This is a genomic window from Acidiplasma cupricumulans (genome assembly GCF_001402935.1).
Taxonomy (GTDB): Archaea; Thermoplasmatota; Thermoplasmata; order Thermoplasmatales; family Thermoplasmataceae; genus Acidiplasma; species Acidiplasma aeolicum.
The window spans coordinates 1-18,428 of sequence record NZ_LKBH01000015.1 but is presented as its reverse complement, the minus strand read 5'-3'; the positions used below and the strand labels follow the sequence as shown (position 1 = coordinate 18,428).

17 protein-coding genes and 3 tRNA genes are annotated in these 18,428 nt (G+C 34.8%); 16 read left to right on the top strand and 4 right to left on the bottom strand.

The features are described from left to right. Positions 1 to 28 precede the first annotated feature (28 nt). The 3 genes from AOG55_RS00420 to AOG55_RS00410 all read left to right on the top strand — a co-directional run bounded on the left by AOG55_RS00420 (position 29) and on the right by AOG55_RS00410 (position 675). Positions 29 to 424 (top strand): hypothetical protein, encoded by a 396-nt coding sequence (locus AOG55_RS00420; RefSeq protein WP_054964311.1) that lies wholly within the window; start codon positions 29 to 31, stop codon positions 422 to 424. Positions 425 to 484: 60 nt separating this feature from the next. Then, positions 485 to 557 (top strand) — tRNA-Asn (locus AOG55_RS00415). A 44-nt stretch (positions 558 to 601) separates the two neighbouring features. Next, positions 602 to 675, top strand: a tRNA-Ile gene (locus tag AOG55_RS00410). 264 nt (positions 676 to 939) lie between these two features. Here AOG55_RS00410 and AOG55_RS00405 read toward each other — a convergent pair. The 4 genes from AOG55_RS00405 to AOG55_RS00390 form a co-directional block, all read right to left on the bottom strand. Beyond that, on the bottom strand, positions 940 to 1,308 hold the full coding sequence (locus tag AOG55_RS00405) for a hypothetical protein (RefSeq protein ID WP_048101578.1): 369 nt from the start codon (positions 1,306 to 1,308) through the stop codon (positions 940 to 942). 198 nt (positions 1,309 to 1,506) lie between these two features. Next, positions 1,507 to 1,578 (bottom strand) — tRNA-Ala (locus tag AOG55_RS00400). A gap of 31 nt (positions 1,579 to 1,609) precedes the next feature. After that, positions 1,610 to 2,908: a cation:proton antiporter gene (locus tag AOG55_RS00395; protein WP_048101619.1), complete on the bottom strand. Its 1,299-nt coding sequence runs from the start codon at positions 2,906 to 2,908 to the stop codon at positions 1,610 to 1,612. A gap of 1 nt (position 2,909) precedes the next feature. Further along, entirely contained in the window at positions 2,910 to 3,632 is a 723-nt protein-coding gene (locus tag AOG55_RS00390; RefSeq protein WP_055040752.1) for an NAD+ synthase, read from the bottom strand. A 178-nt stretch (positions 3,633 to 3,810) separates the two neighbouring features. Between AOG55_RS00390 and AOG55_RS00385 the strand changes: the two genes are divergently transcribed. The 13 genes from AOG55_RS00385 to AOG55_RS00325 all read left to right on the top strand — a co-directional run. Then, positions 3,811 to 4,017: a DUF3311 domain-containing protein gene (locus tag AOG55_RS00385; RefSeq protein WP_055040751.1), complete on the top strand. Its 207-nt coding sequence runs from the start codon at positions 3,811 to 3,813 to the stop codon at positions 4,015 to 4,017. Continuing rightward, positions 4,007 to 5,509 carry a sodium:solute symporter family protein gene (locus tag AOG55_RS00380; protein WP_055040750.1) on the top strand — a complete coding sequence of 501 codons (1,503 nt, stop codon included), beginning with the start codon at positions 4,007 to 4,009 and terminating at the stop codon, positions 5,507 to 5,509. The genes AOG55_RS00385 and AOG55_RS00380 overlap by 11 nt, the downstream gene beginning before the upstream one ends. Before the next feature lie 135 nt (positions 5,510 to 5,644). After that, the gene (locus AOG55_RS00375; RefSeq protein ID WP_236688941.1) at positions 5,645 to 6,637 is read left to right on the top strand and encodes a respiratory chain complex I subunit 1 family protein; all 993 of its coding nucleotides are present in this window, start codon (positions 5,645 to 5,647) and stop codon (positions 6,635 to 6,637) included. After that, positions 6,634 to 7,275: a hypothetical protein gene (locus AOG55_RS00370; protein ID WP_055040748.1), complete on the top strand. Its 642-nt coding sequence runs from the start codon at positions 6,634 to 6,636 to the stop codon at positions 7,273 to 7,275. Before AOG55_RS00375 ends, AOG55_RS00370 begins: the two co-directional genes overlap by 4 nt. After that, positions 7,272 to 8,597 (top strand): proton-conducting transporter transmembrane domain-containing protein, encoded by a 1,326-nt coding sequence (locus AOG55_RS00365; protein ID WP_055040747.1) that lies wholly within the window; start codon positions 7,272 to 7,274, stop codon positions 8,595 to 8,597. Before AOG55_RS00370 ends, AOG55_RS00365 begins: the two co-directional genes overlap by 4 nt. Then, positions 8,584 to 9,738 (top strand): NADH-quinone oxidoreductase subunit D-related protein, encoded by a 1,155-nt coding sequence (locus AOG55_RS00360; protein WP_054964317.1) that lies wholly within the window; start codon positions 8,584 to 8,586, stop codon positions 9,736 to 9,738. Before AOG55_RS00365 ends, AOG55_RS00360 begins: the two co-directional genes overlap by 14 nt. Then, complete coding sequence (locus tag AOG55_RS00355) at positions 9,735 to 10,343, top strand: NADH-quinone oxidoreductase subunit B family protein (protein ID WP_048101627.1); 609 nt, start codon at positions 9,735 to 9,737, stop codon at positions 10,341 to 10,343. The genes AOG55_RS00360 and AOG55_RS00355 overlap by 4 nt, the downstream gene beginning before the upstream one ends. Further along, on the top strand, positions 10,336 to 12,090 hold the full coding sequence (locus tag AOG55_RS00350) for a proton-conducting transporter transmembrane domain-containing protein (RefSeq protein WP_055040746.1): 1,755 nt from the start codon (positions 10,336 to 10,338) through the stop codon (positions 12,088 to 12,090). Before AOG55_RS00355 ends, AOG55_RS00350 begins: the two co-directional genes overlap by 8 nt. Positions 12,091 to 12,168: 78 nt before the next feature. Beyond that, a complete protein-coding gene (locus AOG55_RS00345) occupies positions 12,169 to 13,611 on the top strand; it encodes an MFS transporter (protein WP_048101629.1) in 1,443 nt (480 codons plus the stop codon). Then, a complete protein-coding gene (locus AOG55_RS00340; protein ID WP_048101630.1) occupies positions 13,604 to 14,887 on the top strand; it encodes a hypothetical protein in 1,284 nt (427 codons plus the stop codon). The genes AOG55_RS00345 and AOG55_RS00340 overlap by 8 nt, the downstream gene beginning before the upstream one ends. A 31-nt stretch (positions 14,888 to 14,918) precedes the next feature. Further along, on the top strand, positions 14,919 to 15,404 hold the full coding sequence (locus AOG55_RS00335) for a PadR family transcriptional regulator (protein WP_048101631.1): 486 nt from the start codon (positions 14,919 to 14,921) through the stop codon (positions 15,402 to 15,404). 64 nt (positions 15,405 to 15,468) lie between these two features. Beyond that, positions 15,469 to 17,544: an ATP-dependent DNA helicase gene (locus AOG55_RS00330; protein ID WP_048101632.1), complete on the top strand. Its 2,076-nt coding sequence runs from the start codon at positions 15,469 to 15,471 to the stop codon at positions 17,542 to 17,544. Next, a partial coding sequence (locus AOG55_RS00325; protein WP_055040745.1) for a class I SAM-dependent methyltransferase occupies positions 17,522 to 18,428 on the top strand: 907 nt, incomplete at its 3' end. The genes AOG55_RS00330 and AOG55_RS00325, both read left to right, overlap by 23 nt.

Below are 18,428 nucleotides of genomic sequence, written 5' to 3'. Positions count from 1 at the left end.
TATTTATAATTATGAAATTATGCATACAATGATAGAAGTGGATTCGATTATCAAGTCTGAAAAATTTTTAAGACCTGCCTATGATGATGCATCAAGATTTTATATACCCATCAGATCATTATATCTATCATCAAAACTTGGCATTAAAAATGATTCAGAAATGGATGTTGAGATAATTTCTGTATATGCCATTAAGGATTATTTAAATACAGAGGATCTTAAAGAACTCTCCAATATAAAAATGAGGATGTATCTAAAACCCTCAGGATGCGGCCCAAATGATGGATTGTTTTTTACAAATGATGCGGCTAAATTATTTGAAAAACATTCCATAATGGAGGATAAATACAGAATCAAATTAGTTATAAATAAAATAAATGGAGTTAATATAAATGAGGATGGTAAATTAAGATTTGAATTTTAATTTTATTAATATTTAAAAACGGAAAATCTTAAAAATAAGAATGTAATTACTAATAACAGTGCCGCCATAGCTCAGTAGGTAGAGCACTCGGCTGTTAACCGAGCGGTCGTCGGTTCAAACCCGACTGACGGCGCTCATTAAAAAGATTTAAAAGTGAAAAAGTAATAATGCTTGGAAGGGGTTGTAGCTCAGCTAGGTAGAGCGCCTGGCTCATAACCAGGTGGTCGTCGGTTCAAACCCGGCCAGCCCCATTAAGTATATGTGCAGGTTCATGTATTTTTTGAGCCTTTTTATTTAAACCTATTTTTGCCTGAAAAAGCTCCTTAAGCTTTGATTTCATATCCTTTGCTGCCTCCGAATTTGATAAATGGGTATACCTCTGGGTAGACCTTAACGACCTGTGGCCAAAATGTTTGCACCTGTATAATGTTTAATTAACCTAAACTTAAAAATATAATTAAGGTTTTGATTATATAAGTTAAAGTTTTAGGCCATAGTACAATAAAAATAAGGGATTAATTGGATTTTCTTCCAATAAAATATATGATGCCGGATAATATAATCAGTATAACATCCAAAATTATACTGTCCAGGGCAGATGCAGTCCATGGTAATCTTTTTCCAAATACCGGAGCAATGGTTATTCTTGATTCAAGCAATAAGGCTGTATCAAGAATATAAAAAATAAAAACAGGAAGATAAAAACTCTTTTTATCACTAACGTATATCATTGCGGATACTATGGATATTGCAATTACAAATCCAAAAAATACCTTTACTATGTATGGTAATTTTATACCAAGCAGTGTCATGTGAATTCCTGCCCATATGGATGAGCCCAGTATTGCAAGCCATCTTAATACATCAATTGTTTTTGTGTTCATACTTTTTTTAAATAAATCATATTATTTAAAAACTTTTTACAAATTATGTATAAATTTAATTAATTCAGGTATTTTTATAATTAATTATTTAGAAATGTTTCAGCAGTATATTTATCACGTATTAATTGTTTTAAAATTTTAGTTTCCTGTTTGTTTTGATTTTTAAAATTTATTTTGGAATTTTTAATTTTTATATAATGGACCGAAGGGGATTTGAACCCCTGCCCTCTTCCATGCCAAGGAAGCGATCTACCGCTGATCTATCGGCCCTACATGGTTATTACAGAATGGCGTATAAATTTTATGATACCTCATCACCCTTATCATCACCAAATAGAATCCTTCCAATATATGGGACATAGATGGTCTGGAGTATTATTGATATTAAAACAACAAATGAGACTGATGCATATATAATTGCACCGTACTGTATCAATATTTTTATATGGTCCTGTGAGCCTATGACAAATGGTACGGTTGAAAGCACAACAGGAACAACCCCCCGCGGTCCTACCAGTGACATAAATATTTTGCTTCTGGTATCAAATTTTATTATATTCTTGCTAAAATCAAAAATGCTTAGGGATGCAAACACCGCAAGTGGCCTGATAACGAATATAACAAGTAAGGATATTATAAACCCAAAGAATATATAATTAATAAGCTGCACACGTGTCAGAATACTTCCAAGGAGGATAAAAATAACTGACTGTGCCATAAATGATAAATTTTCATTAAAGCTTGTCTCACGATTCCAGAATATGCTTTTATCGGAATAGTTACCAACTATTGCACCTGTTGCTATTATGGCTGGAAATGGTGTTATGCTTATTGCCTGGAGTGATGTAAATTCAAATAGGACAATACCCAGTGTAAGTGCAACCAGCAGGTTTTCAAAATTAAAATACCTGTTTAAGTATATTATAATAAATCCAAGTCCTATTCCTATGGCGGATGGTACGGCTATTTCCAGCATAAGAAATGAGATTGAGCCAAATATAATTCCTGTATGATTATAAAGAAATGTAAAAAGCATGGAATATGATACGCTTGGTGCTGTAAGGGCGATCCCTATTGTTAAAAGTATTATGCCAAGCGGATCATTAAAAAGGCTTTCTCCTATTAAAGTTCCAGATACATCATCCCTAATTTTTATTTTTTTGAAGGTCGGTATCAGTGATGCGGGGTCTGTTGGGGAAATGATTGCACCAAATAAAAATCCGATTATAAAAGGTGCACCTGTTAAAATTGAGAAGAATATCCCAGCACCCACTGCAGTAATAACCATACCTATAGTATCTAGGGAGGCAATTTTATAAAGGTATCTCCTTAAAATTCTTGGATTTATATTATGTGATTCATAATAAAGGATAATTACAAGACCAAGCAGGCCGATTCCAACAGTTCCAAATGATGATAATAAATAGATGGCAAAGCCATGTGATATTAATCCGAGAACCGGCCCAAAAATCAGGCCAAATACAATGAGAACCGGTATGTATACAGTTGATGCCTTCCTCGATATTGGTATGGAAAACGCTGCTATTATTAAAATAAAACTTATCTCGTAGTATTCATATGTAATTGTCGATATAAACATTTTAGTTCAGTGTTTCTGGCATTCTCCTTTTATGCTCGGAATTGTTGTATATGCCAATAATTTTTTTATAATCGTCAGTATCCTTTCGAATATTTTTATCAAATATATCAATTAAGATCTGATCAACCCTATGATACGGCATTGAGAGCTCATCCTCATCATACTGGTTTTCCCAGAGACCTGCTGAGGGTTTTTTGTTTATTATAGAATCTGGTATGCCAAGATATTTTGATATTTTTCTTACATCTGTTTTATAAAGGAATTCAATGGGTTCAATATCACATGCACCATCACCAAATTTTGTATAATATCCAAGAAGATACTCGGTACGATTTGTTGTTCCTATTACAAGGCCGTTATACTGATTTGCAAAATAATACAGTATGGTGGCCCTGATTCTTGACCTTAAATTTCCCTCAATTTTTTTATCGGTATGTCCCAAAATTGCAATATATGAAGAAAATACAGGCTCTATATTAATGGTTTCTATCCTTATACCGGTATTATCTTCAAGTGCCTTTATATCATCATAATCTGATTCCCTGGTAAATCTATCAGGCATAAAAATTGCCTTAATTTTATTTGTATTTATTGAAACCGAAAGTAATTTTAAAACCAGGGAGCTATCTATTCCAGAGCTGACTCCAAGCACCGCGATTTTACCATTAAGCCTGCTCTTTAAGAACGTTTTAATTTTTTCAACAACCTCATCTTCATTAAACACATAATGTTAATGAAATGGAATTAAATAAATATTTAGTTAAGGCTTAATAAAATTATTATGATTACTGATAAAAAATCTTAAAAAATTTTTTATGCAATTTTTAGAAGACAATAATAAAATGATTACGTATAATAAATGCTAGGTAAAGTTTAAATATTTATAATATATGAGCCTACTAATGAAAGTAATAAATATAATACTACTGGCAATACCTTTTATAGTATTGCTTTTTGGAATAACACTGTACAACAGGAGTTCCCCATCTCTTGGTGGGTTTCCTTTCTTCTACTGGTTTCAGATGCTATGGATATTTCTAACTGCGCTGTTCACAAGCATAGTATATTTAAATGAAAGAAAGGAAAATGGTGATAAGCATGTACAATGATCTCGATTATATCCTGTTCTTCGGCCTTATAGGTTTTGCCATTGTTGTGGGTTTCCTTGCCGTATTCTGGAAGAGGGTTGCAAGTCTTGAGAATGAGCTTGAATACGGTCTGGCCGGCAGGAGGTTTGGTACCGTAATAATATGGTTCCTTATAGGTGGTGATATATATACTGCATACACACTTATAGCGGTGCCGGGCCTTGAGGCATCAGCCGGCGGGCTTGCCATGTTTGCAGTACCCTATGTTGTTCTTGTGTATCCGTTAGTTTATATATTCATGCCAAAATTATGGGCGGTTTCAAAAAATAAGGGATACATAACAGCAGGGGATTATGTAAAGGATAGATTTTCATCAAGATTTCTTGCCCTTCTTGTTGGACTAACAGGTGTTGTTGCCGAAATGCCATATATAGCATTGCAGATAGTTGGCATAGAGGTATTACTGGATTCAATGAAGCTTCCCGTTGAGTTAAGCCTTATAGTGGCATTCCTCTTTGTTGCAGGATTTACACTTATAAGTGGCCTAAGGGGTCCAGCACTGACAGCCATTGTTAAGGATGTTCTTATATGGGCTGCTGTTCTTACAATAATAATTGTTGTGCCAATAAAACTCGGAGGCTTTGGCACAATATTTTCAGAGGCAAAACTGGCAGGATTAAACCTTAATATATCCCCTGCACTCGATGCCGGCTACGTTACACTGGCATTTGGGTCTGCACTTGCCCTATTCCTGTATCCTCATGCATTTACCGGGGCCTTAAGTTCAAAGGATGCAAACACAATAAAAAAGAATTCATCCCTTTTACCGTTATACAGCGTTTTATTGCTATTTGTCACATTATTGGGTGTGGCCGCAGTTGCCGTTCTGGGAATGCCATTTGACGGTAAGCATGGTGCACCGGCAAGCAGCTTTGCATTTCCGTATCTAATAGAACATATGTTCCCATCATGGTTCTCATCCTTTGCATTTGCCGCGGTTGTGATAGGCAGCATAGTACCATCATCCATAATGGCACTGGCATCCGCAAACCTTATTACAAGAAATCTTTATCTTGAATACATAAATCCAAAGGCCTCATCCGCAAGGCAATCCATTGTTACAAGGATAATGGTGGTGGTTGTTATTCTTGGTGCCCTGCTATTCTCATTTGTGCCGGCCGCATCAAGGCAGATAATATTCTTACAGACATTTGGCGGTGCATTTGTTCTTCAAACATTACCGGCGGTCTTTCTTTCATTATACACAAGGAAATTAAACAAGTGGTCTGTTGGAATAGGATGGTTCGTAAGCCTAGTAATAACAGTTATAATGCTTATACAGATGAATCTAACAGTATCATTCTATAAATACTTCTTTGAGGTTTACATAGGCCTTATAGGGCTTGGCATAAATCTGCTCGTTGTAGGCCTTATAACACTTGTAATGTACCTTACCAAACATGTTAAAGAGGAGGGGACAATAGAGGAAAAGGACTTTGAATACAGCAGTTAATTTTATGAATATTTTTTAAATTCCTTTTTTTAAATTTATTTAAAAATTAGGACCATTTTAATATTATAAATGTCATTATATGTAAGCAAATTAAAAATAAATTTTAAATAATGAAAAATAATATACCGGTATGGAATGACGTCTCCACAATGCCAGAGGGCTGATGACGTCTACTTGGTGATACCCATGATTCATCTGGTTGTGGAGACATTATCTCAATATTTATTCGTTATTCTTGCTTCCCCGTTATTTGCAGGTATCTTTGAGAGGTTAAAGGCCATTATTGAATCAAGGCATGGACCTAGCATATTTCAGCCTTATTATGATATCTTTAAGCTCCTTAAAAAGGAGACATTAATAAGCTTTAAATCAACACGGCTTTTTATAGTCGCACCCTATATTGCCTTTGGAATATATTCTTTAATTGCACTTATTATTCCCGTATTTATGTCAAGGCCCATTATATTTACCGCATCGGGCGATTTTTTTGCTGGTGCAATACTGTTTTCTGTGGCGGCATTTGTTAAAATTGCTGGTACCATGGACTCGGGAAGCAATTTTTCATCCCTTGGAATATCAAGGATTTTATCATTTAATTTTTTTAGTGAGGGGACACTTATAACGGTGTTTTTTGCAGTGGCACTTATAACGGGCACAAACAATCCCTATGTAACCAATAATTATCTGATATCCCATCCATTATCAAATCTTAGCCTTGTTCATATCTTTGCCATTTTTGCGTTTTTCATGATTTTCATTTATGAATCTGGAAGGATACCCACACAGAGTGAGGGTCTCCAGGAAATGGGAATGATAGATTCTGGAATAGATTATGAATACAGTGGCAAGCTGCTTGCAGTAAATAAATGGTCTTCATACATTAAACAGTATCTGCTTGGGTCGGTCCTGTTAAATGTGTTTTTAATACCGTGGGGAATAACAAACACATTTCCAGATTTCTTATTAAACATACCTGTAATGTTTTTAAAATGGTTGTTTCTTATAATTATTGTGCTCATAATAGATACAACCATGGCCAAGCTAAGACTGTTTAAGGTTGTAGACTTTCTTGCTGTGGCCTTTATTTTCTCAATACTTTTCCTGATTTTAACAGAGGTGATTGGATGAACATAATTTATACACTTATTTATTTAATATCTGCTGTACTTGTTATCACCGGATTTTACATTCAGGGCAACAAGTATCTTAGATCTATGGTTTTAACACTGGCATTTCAATCGCTTATTATTGCAATTATAGCCTTCATGCTTGGTATGATGCTAAAAAATTATACATTTATAATACTTGGCATTCTTGTAATAATTTTAAGGGTATTTCTGGTTACATATTTCTTAATAAAAAGAATACCAAGGAGTTTGAGCTATGTGTATGAGCCAAGGGTAAGCACAACATACCTGCTAATACTTGACCTCATATTCATAATAGCATCAATATTTATTGTATACTCAATTTCTTTTATAAAAATAAAAACCATCATATTCCCTATAAAGAACATAATACTATTCCCACTTCTATTATTCTTTCAGGGATTGTTTTTAATTGCATCTAGAAGAAGAACCATTGCACAGATCCTTGGCTATGTGGAGGAGGAAAACTCACTGATTATCCTTGGAACATTTCTGCTGCCGGTTCCAATAATAATAGAAAGCAGTGTTTTTCTGGATGTGCTAATACTTGTTGTAATATTCTCTGTTATAAGCATTGAAAAAAATGTACATGAAAGAATGGAGGAGTTGAGGGGATGATAATAGTACCTTTAATTATACTTATAATTCCACTTATAGCGAGCGCTTTTTATAAAAGCATTAAAAATGCATCTGTTGCCGGGGCCATTCTGGAAATGATAATGCTAATACCATTATATTTCAGCCTTAATTATAAAGGGTTTTTCTTCATAACAAGGATAAATTTTATATTTATTCTAATGGTTTCATCAGTATATTTAATGTCACTACTTTATTCAAGAAAATACATAGAGGGAATCGAGAATAGGGGAATTACAGAAAAAAATTATTACCTTTTGATGAACTTTTTTTACATCTCAATGGAATTTGCACTTATGGTTAATAATTATGGATTCATGTGGGTGGGTATTGAAACAACAACCATATCATCAGCACTATTAATAATAACAGAAAAAAATGATGCATCGCTTGAGGCCACATGGCGTTACATAATTATAGTTTCTGCAGGGGTTACATTTGCATTTATATCTGTAATACTCATATATTATTCATTCCATACACTGGAAGTTACCGCAATTATATACCGGTCCAGCACTGGTGATCTGCCTGTAAGGCTTGCTGTTGGCATAGCCCTTGTTGGATTTGGTACCAAGGTTGGGGTTTTTCCAATGCACACATGGCTTCCGGATGCGCACAGTGAGGGACCTGCCCCGGTCAGTGCCATGTTTTCCGGTGTTTTACTTCCAACAGCACTTTATGTACTTTACAGAATATATGAGATATATCCCATGCCTGAAATATTCGTGTGGGCAGGCACGGTATCAGTTTTATTTGCGGCGCTGTTTTTAACCTACCAGCACAACTACAAGAGAATGTTCGCATACTCAACAATGGAGAATATGAACATGGCATTAATTGGCATTGGTACAGGTACATATGCCGGGCTTGTTGGCTCCCTTGTTCTTTTACTGGCCCACAGTTTTGGCAAGGCTGGTGCATTTTATTCAACCGGAGAAATTATGAAGATATCCGGGACGAAGGATATTAATAATATCTCAGGATTTATGAAAAATAAGATCGTTTCCTCATCCCTTTTAATATCATCCTTTGCTGTTACCGGGACACCACCATATGGAACGTTTTTTGGAGAATTTCTTATACTTTATTCGGTGATTACAATACATTACTATGCACAGTTCATAATTATTTTAATCTCAATTTTTATTGCCTTTGTCTCCATTAATTTGAATGTTTCAAAAATGATATTTAAGGGGGATTATAAGTATAATGAAACAAATGGCTCCATAATACCCCTTATTTCAGGTATTATTGCCATTTTTATTGGAATTGTATTTCTGGTGATAATAAATGAAATATTATAAAAATGGGATTAAATCTGGCAGGCTGATAGGAAAATATAAAAATTACAGTATATACTCTGAGGGCTTTATTTCAGTAATGGATGAAGAAAGCAGAATGTATGAAAAAAATCCAGATGAGATAAATTTTGCATATGGACCATCTGCTGGCGGCCTTGAGGAATCCATAGGATTTACCCTTCAAACCCCAGGCGAGATAATAAAAAATGTTGATGTTAATCCATCTTATAAGATGAGGGATATTAAAATTATTAATGATGATATATACACTGCACTTTTAAAAATAGAGAGGGTAAATGGATACCATGCCGCATCAAATTCAGTATGCTTTTTGCTTGCAGTTGAGGATGCCCTGGAAATAGAAAATTCTGATTCAAACAATGAAAGAATAATTGAAATAGAACTTGAAAGGATAAGATCAAATCTGCATGTCATTAAGGGATTATGTGAGTCTGCAGGTTTTTCCGTACCAGAGAAGCAGGTCTCTTACATTATAGAAAGGGTATCAAGGATCATTTCAGTATCATTCAGGCACAGATTTTTCTTCGGTGCAAATTTAATAAACATGGTTAATGGGAATATTGATTATGTTTTAAAAGAAATTGGTGATATTGAAAAGGAATTCAGATTATTGTATAATGACCTCCTGGCATCAAAGATATTTATGGACAGGCTACAGGAGAATGGAATATATAAGGATGTAAATTCCATTGGCCCTGCTGCCCGGGCAGCCGGCCTTAAGTATGATGCCAGAATTGACTCAAAATCATTACTCTATGATGGTTATAAGATATGCACGTACAGTTCCGGTGATGTTTTTGCAAGATTCATGGTTAGAAGCAATGAAATATTTTCAGCATGTGATATAATATTAAATACAGGTATTAAAAAACATTACATGAAAAAATATGATTTAAATAAATCTGGTGAGGGGGCCGCCAGAATTGAATCCCCGCAGGGAGACATATTTTATTATGTTAAAATTGATCATGGCAGAATATCTGATATAATAATGTCATCACCATCGGTTCTTAATCTTTATGCATTTAAAAAGGCACTGCCTGGTAATATCTTCACAGATTTCTTTTTTGTATGGGAAAGTTTTGGCATATGGGTTTCTGAAATGGGGGTGAATTTTATATGACACTATGGTTTCTTAACGGTATAAAAAAGGGAATAAAAACTGAAAAAAATCCCGATGAAAGCATGTTTAAACCTGATTATCCATCAGTTCTTGAGGGAAAAAGCAGTTATGACTGCCCAACAGGTGCCATAAGTAATGGAACATGGATTAAGGAAAAATGCATTTTCTGTGGAAGGTGCGATTTAAGACCAACCGGTAACCAGAATATATATAACATCCATGGAAAAATGCCTGAAATATTTAAAAGATCATTTTACCTGTATCCTATTGACTCAGGCACATGCGGTGCATGCAATGCAGAATTAAAATCGATATTTTCTCCACAGTATGATGCAAACCGGTTTAACATATTTGAGGCTGAAACTCCAAGGCATGCCGATGCCCTTGTTATTATGGGTGTTTATACAAACGGCATGGAAAAAATAATAGAGGAGGCATATAACGCAATGCCAGATCCAAAAATAGTAATAGCAATGGGGGCATGCACACTTTCAGGTGGAATTATTGGCTCAGGCATAAATAAAAAATTCAATGTGGAAATAGCTGGCTGCCCACCAACGCCATATTCAATCATATCTGCAATTTTAAGGTACAGAGGTGATTAATATAAATATATTATATTATATTCCACTTGTAATAATTTTTATTTCTGTACCCGTATCGATTAAATACAGAACGTTTGCATATGTATTATCCGTAATATCCTCAATTGCCTTTATTTTTATCACATTTAACAGATATAATTATATAACGTACTTTTACATGATTTCAGGCGCCGTATGGATAATATCATCAATATATTCCATATCCTACTCAAAATCCTACGGAAAATGGCTTTCCCCGCTTTTCCTTTTAACAATTTCAGGCATGATGGTTATACTTTATTCATCAAACTTTTTAATATTCATAACAGGCTGGGAAATTATGTCAATACCTGCATATGTTACCGTTGCTGTCAATAAAAGGAATGATGCTGAGGCCTATGTTTTTATGTTTTTCTCTGAAATATCCACAGTTTTTATTATTACAGCAGCGGTTATGTCATATTTTTATACCGGCAATTTTGGATTTAACATCCTAACCAATGATTATGTACTTTTAATTTTTACCATTGGTGCAATGTCAAAAATGGGGTTAACACCATTTATGATAAGCGAGTGGCTTCCAATAGCACATGGAAGTGCCCCGGCAAATTCATCTGCACTTTTCAGCGCCACCATGACGCTTATGGGTGTATATGGCATAACAAAAATCGCATTATTATCACCACAATCACAGACCATAGGAATCCTATTTACCGCCATAGGTGTGATATCTGTTATATTTGGATCACTCTATGCTTATATATCGGAAAATATGAAATCACTGGGTGGGTTTAGCACCATAGAGAATAACGGCACCCTTCTGTCAGCCATTGGCCTTTATGTTACATTTAATGATCACATATTAAGGATGTTTATAATTATTTCAGTAGTAATCTTCGCAATGGGGCATTCCATAGCAAAAACAGGCCTTTTTATGTCCGTTGGCAATACCGGTGCGGAATACTTCAGCATGGTATCAAAGAATTCCAGCAGTGCCAATAAAATCGGAAAATTTTTTATTTTTTCATCACTATCCGGTTTATTCCCCGGAATTGGAGGCCTTGGAACATGGATGGTCCTTGAATCATTTTTCATGGGTGCGTACCTGGGAGGCATCAGCGGGCTTGCCTCCCTGATAGGTGGTTCTGTACTTGCCATCGGCGAGGGTTTTGCCACAGCTGCAATGTTTAAAATTTATTATTTTAGTGATAAACATGATGAGAAAATAGAAAAAAATGATCTTAAAACGTATACAGTCCTTGCCACCGGTCTCTTGCTGATATTACTTTTTGCTGTATCCGTAATATTTATTAAACCAGAATTTTTATCTGGCATACCTGAAGTTCTGGTTTTTAATGGATTTATGATAGAATCAAAATTTAATGAAAATGATTTTGGGCTGGTAACACCATTTTATATTTTAGTATTAATAATCATATTTTCATTGCTTACATATGCAATTTTTGGAAAACCGAAGACCAGAAAGGTTATGCCATGGAACAATGGTGTATCAGATTTTGATGGGTACACATCATTTTCATATTCCAGTGGCATAAGACTAATTTTAAAAAGAATATTAAAAACAGGGAACAAAAAATCAGGTATGGAGACGGTTGACATATTCTGGTTTGCAATGATAAAAATCGCCAGGGGTTTTAGAAATGGTGCAAGATATATTGGATACAGGATCATGAACAGCTCAATAAGCTATTATATGGTTTATATGATAATTGCATTCATAATAATCATTATAATTGTATCATTATAATTATTATAAAAATAAATTTATTTTTTTTAATTGTTTACCGGTTAAGTATTTATACTTTTTAGACATGTCTATTTAGACATGATAACAACAAAAAACAGAGATTCAGGTATAATACTCGGCCTCATGGCATTTGCGGGTACCTTAATTGTATATGTTGAAACCATGATAGTGCCTGCAATTCCTGTGTTTATAAAATTCTTTGATACCACATACGATAATGTTTCATGGGTGATAACTGCATACATTATTACAGGAACCGTTGCAGCAGGGATATTTGGAAAGCTCGGTGACGTTTTTGGAAAAAGAAGGGTATTTTTAATTCTTTCACTGATATATGCCATTGCAGTATCATTTGGTGGATTTGCCACCACACTGGACGAGCTCATAGCAATAAGGGTCATACAGGGCATTGGATTTGGCATGTTTCCACTGGCATATGCCATAATTAATGATGTTGTTCCAAAAAGGGAACTTGCACTTGCACAGGGGATAATGAGTGCGACCTTTGCCGTTGGTGCTGGAATAGGCCTTGTTATAGGTGCATACATAACCGAATATTTTGGGTGGCAGTGGTCATATCATTCTGCAATTCCCGTTGCATTTGCACTGTTTATCCTGAGCTATTTTTATCTTAAGGATTATGCGGAACCTGTAAGGGAAAAAATAGACTTTGCCGGTGTTGCACTTCTTGGAATCCCACTGGTATTTCTGATATTTGGTTTATCTGAGGGTCAAACCTATGGATGGACTTCAATTACAATAATATCAATGTTCATACTTTCAGGCATCCTGTTTTACATTTTTGTAAGGTATGAATCAAATGCTGAAAATCCATTTATAAACATACAGCTTGTCAGAAAAAGAAATGTGTTAATAGCAAACTTTGTGGGACTCTTTGCCATGTCAGGTATGTACTTCCTATTCTTCACAGTGCCCACATTGCTTCAGGATCCAGAGCCTGCCGGATTTGGAAAAACAATTCTTGAGTCTGGCATAATAATGCTGCCGGCAACAGTTATGGCCATGGTATCAGCCCCACTTGCATCACTGGAAACTGAGAAAAAGGGGCCAAAGGCATCAATGATTACCGGACTTTCAATAGGGCTTATTTCATTTATAATGTTAATATTCTTCAGGTCGACCATATTTGACATAATATATGCTGCGGTGGTTCTTGGAATAGGATTTTCCTTTATTCTGGTGGGAGTCATCAATCTATTGCTTATTTCAACACCAAATGAACGGGCCGGTGAGGCCACAGGTATGAATACGGTTTTTAGAGAAATAGGAATGTCGATAGCACCCGCAATAGCCGGATCAATTGAATCGATGTATTCAGTTCCTGTGATAATATCAATACTTCCATACAGCATGGGATCATTGAACTATATACCTGTATTCTATGATTTCCCGTCATCAAGGGCCTTTACCATGGTATACATTATAGGCATAATATTTGTAATTATAAGTATAGGCATCTCCAGTCTTATAAAAAACACAAGAGGTGATTTAAATGAATAAAAAAATTTTGGCTGTTTTAATAGTATTTATGTTTGCTGCTTCAGGATTACTTGCATATGAGTATTCTGGTGTTAATGACCATAAAAGTGCGTTTACATCATCACAGGCACCTGTTGAGGTTACAGGTGTGCACTGGTACAACCAGACATCAAGCATGCTTCCAGCCCCTGGCTCTGGCGATGTACCACTCTATGTAACATTCACAGCACTTGCAACTGAAAATGTAAGTGGATTTATAAACCTTACATCACCTTTTAGCTACAGCTATATATCGGGTCCTAACAGTGATGTCAAATCAGTATACACACTTTCATTGAAAGCAGGGAATAGATATACAATAATGCAGATGGTGAACATAAGCGCCAGTGCATCAGGTAATTTATATGAGGAAAATATAACATTATCAACATCATCTGGTTCATCAAATGCAAACTTTACACTTCCAATTGGCCAGCCCAGTTTATCTGTGGTAACATATTATACAAATCCCCCTGTGATATATCAGGATCAGAAGGGAATAAAATTAACAGTGGTAACATCAAATACAGGAACAAGCAATGCAAATAATGTAACCGCAGGAATTTATTCTAAATATTTTAATGTTATATCACCTGCAAATTATAGCATTAAGTATTATCCGCTTGGGAAAATCATGAACTTTACATTCTATTTAGATGCCAAAAATGTCTCAGGCAGCGCGCCTATTTATTTTTCAATGTATAATATAACATATACACTTAAATCAAGGATAAATTCAGATCAGTATGTTAATCTAAAAATAACTGAGGCATCAGATAAACTGGTATCGGGTGAGAAAAAACAGATAATTACATTTTATATAAACAATACAGGCAATAAGACATTCAGGGATTTAAATATACACATGCTAATGCCAAGTGTAATATCAATACACATACCATCATCAAACCCACTGGCAGCCCTGGATGCGGATAATGTTACATACTCCTCCTTAAAACCCGGGCAGTCCCTGAGGGTTACATTTATAGTCGATGTTTCTGATGTATACAGTGGTAATTATCCTGTTCAGCTCCTTGTGGAATACAGGTTTAATAATACGGAATCTGTATTCTACAAAACCGCAACATTTACAGAAAAGGTATCACCATCACCTGATGAGGAAATCGAACATAACATAATAAAACCAGAATATCTTGTTCCAATAGTGCTTGTAATAGCCATATTAATAATAATAGGAGCAGCGGTAAGGCACAGCCATAAAAAGGAAAAAAATATGAATAAAAATAACAAAAAATAAATTTAATTAAAACTTTATCAAATGTGAAACTATGAATGATTATACACTAAGAATACTGTATATACTTAACCTGAAGGAAATGACAGGTTACGGCCTCGCAAAACGTATATTAAGCACAAATACCCACAGGAATATATCAAATGGTGCGTTAATGCCCGCAATAAATAATTTATTAAAAAAAGGATTAATATATTCCAAAATTATAAACAATAAAAAATATTATTTTTTAACGGATTCCGGTAAAAAGCTGGTAAATAACCTGATGGAACTTAATGATGAGATCAAAAATGAGGCCATTATAGATACAATAAGCCAGGAATTTCCATATATAAACGTATTCACAGACATTAATGATTTTACTGTTCTTAAAAATGTAATTAAGAAAATAGGCCCGGGAATTATTAATCTTATAAGGTACTCATTTATACTGGAAAAAAATGGGCAAAAAGAGGAACTTAATGATATAATAAATTATCTTAATGAATTTAATCCTGAGAAATTACAGAAAACAAAATAATATTTATTAGTAATAAAAGTAAATTTTTAAAAACTTATTTAATAATGAAAATAATATTGATTTAATGAAATTAACATCAATAGTTCCTGCAGATTTTTTAAAATTAACAGATAATAATGATTTTTCATTATATAAACATCAGGAGGAGGCGGTCCAAAAACTCATATCGGGAAAAAATGTGATAGTTTCCGTTCCAACCGCCTCAGGGAAGACTCTAATTGCATACATAGAAATATATAAAACGTTCCTCAAGCGCAAGAAATCACTTTACATAGTTCCATTAAGGTCACTGGCCATGGAAAAGTATCAGGAACTTCTAAATTTAAGGTCTCTTGGGATGAGGGTAACTATATCCATTGGTGACTACGATATACCACCATCATTTGTAAGGAACTATGATGTTATTGTATGCACGTCAGAAAGGGCTGACTCAATGATACATCGTGACCCTGATATACTAAATGAATTTGGTTTTGTTATACTTGATGAAATTCATACAATTTCAGATGAAAGCAGGGGGCCAAAACTTGAAACTGTAATATCCTCAATTTTATACCTTAATCCGGATATAATACTTCTGGGGCTTTCAGCAACGGTTTCAAACATTAAGGAAATGGCCATGTGGATGAATGCCGAAACCGTAATATCAGATTTTAGGGCGGTTCCGTTGGAAACTGGAATTGTTTACAGGCACTCACTGATAAGGGACGGAAAAAAAGAATTCCTTGGAAATAAGGACGAGCTTGTTTTAATTGAAAACAGCGTCAATGATGGCGGTCAGTGTATTGTTTTCAGAAATTCCAGAAGGAATGTTGAGAAATATGCTGAACTTTTAAAGAATAATTTTGATTTTGGCACGAATATTGAGGATCTTGAACTGCCGCTTGAGAATTTAAATGACAAAATGATAGACCTAATATCGCATGGAATTGCATACCATCATGCCGGACTTTCAAATGAACAGAGAGGAACAATTGAGGAGCTATTTAAGAAGGGACATATAAAGATAATTGTGGCCACCCCAACACTGGCCGCCGGTGTAAACCTGCCTGCCAGAACAGTTATTATACGGGATATTACAAGGTATTCCGATGGTTACAGTAAGCCAATTTCTAATATAGAGGTACAGCAGATGCTTGGTAGGGCTGGCAGGCCAAAATACGATAAAATAGGTTATGGATATATAACTGTATCAAGTGAATCAATGCTAAAGGTTGCACAAAACTATCTTAATGGTGATCTGGAGCCTGTGATATCCAAGATGGATTCAAACAGTCTGATCAGGTTTAACATACTATCGCTAATATCCTCTGGAATGGCAAGGAAATACGATGATATACTAAATTTTTATAAAAAAACACTGCTTGCCATTCAAAACGATATAGAGGATTATTCACTGGCATTTGACGGGGCCATTTACTTTTTAAAGGAGAATGGTTTTATTTCGGAGGAAAATGATATTTATAAAGTGGAGCCATTTGGAAAAATAACATCAGAACTTTACATAGACCCTGTTACAGCGCTGATATTATCAGAGTGTTTAAATCATGAATATTCAGAGCCATTATATCTTTATTATATATCAAAAACGCCAGATATGATACCTTTTAATTTCAGGGAATATGACTATGAATATGTTGAAAACTTCCTTGATAAATATAATATAAACGATTTCAGTGAGGAATCAATGCGGGCAGCCAAAACAGCAATAATTCTGCAGGAATGGATAAATGAGGTCCCAATTAATACCATAGCAGAGTCATTTGATATTGGCCCCGGCGATATACAGGCAAAGGTATCATCAGCTGACTGGATTTCATATTCACTTTACAGATTATCAACAATGAATAAAAAGGAATATTCAGGCCAGTTATTCCATTTAAACATAAGGATAAAGGAGGGCATTAAGGAGGATATTATAAAGCTTATAGAAATACCGGGCGTTGGCAGGGTAAGGGCGAGGAGATTATTTGACAATGGATACACCACAATTGAAAAACTTGCATCTGCAAAAATGGAGGATATTGGAAATATATTTGGTTTCTCAAATAAGCTTGCCCTTGAAATTATACAGTATGCAGATAAAATAACAAAGCAGTATTATAAGGGGAACAACCTTGATTCATATAGCGGTAGATAAGGAATATGCACAGGCAGCCATAGAATACTGCAAATCTTCGGGATTATTTAACAAAAAATATAGAGTACAGCATGATGGCTCCATGGTATATATTCCTGTAATAAGGCCACCGGAGGGATATAAAATAGTTGATATAAATCCTATTGAAAATAATAGTATTAAGGATTATAACCACTCATTTTCATATGACATCATAGGTGATATTGCCGTAATAAAGGGCAAAAAACTTGATGAGGCTCAAAAGCTGGTCGATATAATAAAAATGAGAAAGGAAATAAAATCAATTTATCTCGACTCAGGTGTTACTGGAGAATACAGAACAAGGGATGTAAAACTTTTATACGGTGAGGATAACACAGGAACAATTTACAGGGAAAATGGCATAAGATTGCATGTTGATATAAAAAGGGCATATTTTTCACCGAGACTGGCCACAGAGAGGGCCAGAATTGCCAATGAGATAAATGAGAATGAGAAAATCTTTGACATGTTCTGCGGTGTTGGCCCGTTTTCCGTGCTAATAGCACACAGAATAAAATGTGATATAATAGCATCTGACATAAACTGTGATGCAATAGAACTTTTGAATGAAAATAAAAGGCTAAATTCATTAAAGGGTAAAATTGAGGCATACTGTGGTGATTCCCGAAATTTAATAAAATCATTTCATGATTTCAACAGAATAATAATGAATTTACCCCACGGTGCATTTAACTTTATAAATGATGCCATTAACAGTGTTTCAGCTGGAGGAATAATAAACTACTATGAAATATGTGATTACGAAACATTAGAATCCAGAATGGAATACTTTAGATCAGCAGGCCTGGAGATAGTCTATAAAAGAATAGTGCATGGATTTTCCAAATTCAAGAATATGTATT

Excerpts from the sequence above, each read along its gene's own strand:
- AOG55_RS00420 (WP_054964311.1), top strand. The coding sequence starts at position 29 with ATGATAGAAGTGGATTCGATTATCAAGTCTGAAAAATTTTTAAGACCT.
- AOG55_RS00405 (WP_048101578.1), bottom strand. The coding sequence starts at position 1,308 with ATGAACACAAAAACAATTGATGTATTAAGATGGCTTGCAATACTGGGC.
- AOG55_RS00395 (WP_048101619.1), bottom strand. The coding sequence starts at position 2,908 with ATGTTTATATCGACAATTACATATGAATACTACGAGATAAGTTTTATT.
- AOG55_RS00385 (WP_055040751.1), top strand. The coding sequence starts at position 3,811 with ATGAAAGTAATAAATATAATACTACTGGCAATACCTTTTATAGTATTG.
- AOG55_RS00380 (WP_055040750.1), top strand. The coding sequence starts at position 4,007 with ATGTACAATGATCTCGATTATATCCTGTTCTTCGGCCTTATAGGTTTT.
- AOG55_RS00375 (WP_236688941.1), top strand. The coding sequence starts at position 5,645 with ATGACGTCTCCACAATGCCAGAGGGCTGATGACGTCTACTTGGTGATA.
- AOG55_RS00370 (WP_055040748.1), top strand. The coding sequence starts at position 6,634 with ATGAACATAATTTATACACTTATTTATTTAATATCTGCTGTACTTGTT.
- AOG55_RS00365 (WP_055040747.1), top strand. The coding sequence starts at position 7,272 with ATGATAATAGTACCTTTAATTATACTTATAATTCCACTTATAGCGAGC.
- AOG55_RS00360 (WP_054964317.1), top strand. The coding sequence starts at position 8,584 with ATGAAATATTATAAAAATGGGATTAAATCTGGCAGGCTGATAGGAAAA.
- AOG55_RS00355 (WP_048101627.1), top strand. The coding sequence starts at position 9,735 with ATGACACTATGGTTTCTTAACGGTATAAAAAAGGGAATAAAAACTGAA.
- AOG55_RS00345 (WP_048101629.1), top strand. The coding sequence starts at position 12,169 with ATGATAACAACAAAAAACAGAGATTCAGGTATAATACTCGGCCTCATG.
- AOG55_RS00340 (WP_048101630.1), top strand. The coding sequence starts at position 13,604 with ATGAATAAAAAAATTTTGGCTGTTTTAATAGTATTTATGTTTGCTGCT.
- AOG55_RS00335 (WP_048101631.1), top strand. The coding sequence starts at position 14,919 with ATGAATGATTATACACTAAGAATACTGTATATACTTAACCTGAAGGAA.
- AOG55_RS00330 (WP_048101632.1), top strand. The coding sequence starts at position 15,469 with ATGAAATTAACATCAATAGTTCCTGCAGATTTTTTAAAATTAACAGAT.